The organism is Neisseria sp. P0022.S010 (genome assembly GCF_051956635.1).
On sequence record NZ_JBQCXF010000758.1, the window covers coordinates 1 to 866 of the forward strand.

2 protein-coding genes are annotated in these 866 nt (G+C 51.2%); one reads left to right on the top strand and one right to left on the bottom strand.

Going from position 1 to position 866, the window contains the following annotated elements:
* Nucleotides 1–537 (bottom strand): tRNA threonylcarbamoyladenosine dehydratase (locus ACTHUT_RS21220; RefSeq protein ID WP_440419779.1); only part of this gene is annotated, 537 nt, incomplete at its 3' end.
* A 186-nt stretch (nucleotides 538–723) separates the two neighbouring features.
* On the opposite strand from ACTHUT_RS21220, the gene ACTHUT_RS21225 reads away from it, so the two are divergent.
* Nucleotides 724–866 (top strand): universal stress protein (locus ACTHUT_RS21225; RefSeq protein WP_440419781.1); only part of this gene is annotated, 143 nt, incomplete at its 3' end.

Sequence of the window (866 nt, forward strand, 5' to 3'; positions counted from 1 at the left end):
GTTGGAAAGCAGCGGATCGTGGGTAACGCGGCTCAAATCGGCGGTTTGGATTAAAGCCGGATTTTTCTGTCCGCCCGCGCCGCCGCTGATAATAAACGGTTGTTTATGTTGCACGAAATACGCCGCCATCGCCGCTTTGACACGGATTTGGTCGATGGCGTCGATGACAAAGTCAAAAGGCCGTCTGAAAAGCTCGTCCAGATTGTCTTCGGTCACAAAATCTTCAATTTCCGTCACTTCGCATTGCGGATTGATTTGGGCAATGCGTTCGCGCAAAGCGGTAACCTTTGCCTTACCGAAATCATCGGTCAAGGCATGCAATTGGCGGTTGACATTGGATTCGGCAACATTGTCCAAATCAATCAGCGTTAAACGACCGATGCCGCTCCTCGCCAACGCCTCCACCGCCCACGAGCCGACGCCGCCGACGCCGACCACGCACACATGCGCGCGCGAAAAGCGCGCCAGCGCTTCGTCTCCGTAAAGTCTGGCAATGCCGCCAAAGCGGCGCGAAGAAAGAAAAGCGGCGTCCTGCATAAGTAACCTTGTGATATATCAATAAATTAATGAAAAACGCGACAGGCGATTTGGACAGACATTATACTTGAAAGCAGATGGGCTGTTGTACCTGCCCGAAAGAGTTTATAATCGTTTCACATTCAGACAAGTTCTGATTTCATATTAAACGAAAGTGCCGCTACTCGGCGCAAAAGGAGAATGAATATGTACAAACATCTGGTTGTAGCCGTTGACGGTAGCGAGACCTCCCTCAATGCATTGAAACACGCCGCCGAACTGGCAAGCCTCAACAAAGCCCAACTGACTTTGGTTCACGTTGCCAACCCTGCCGAATACATGGCTTTGGC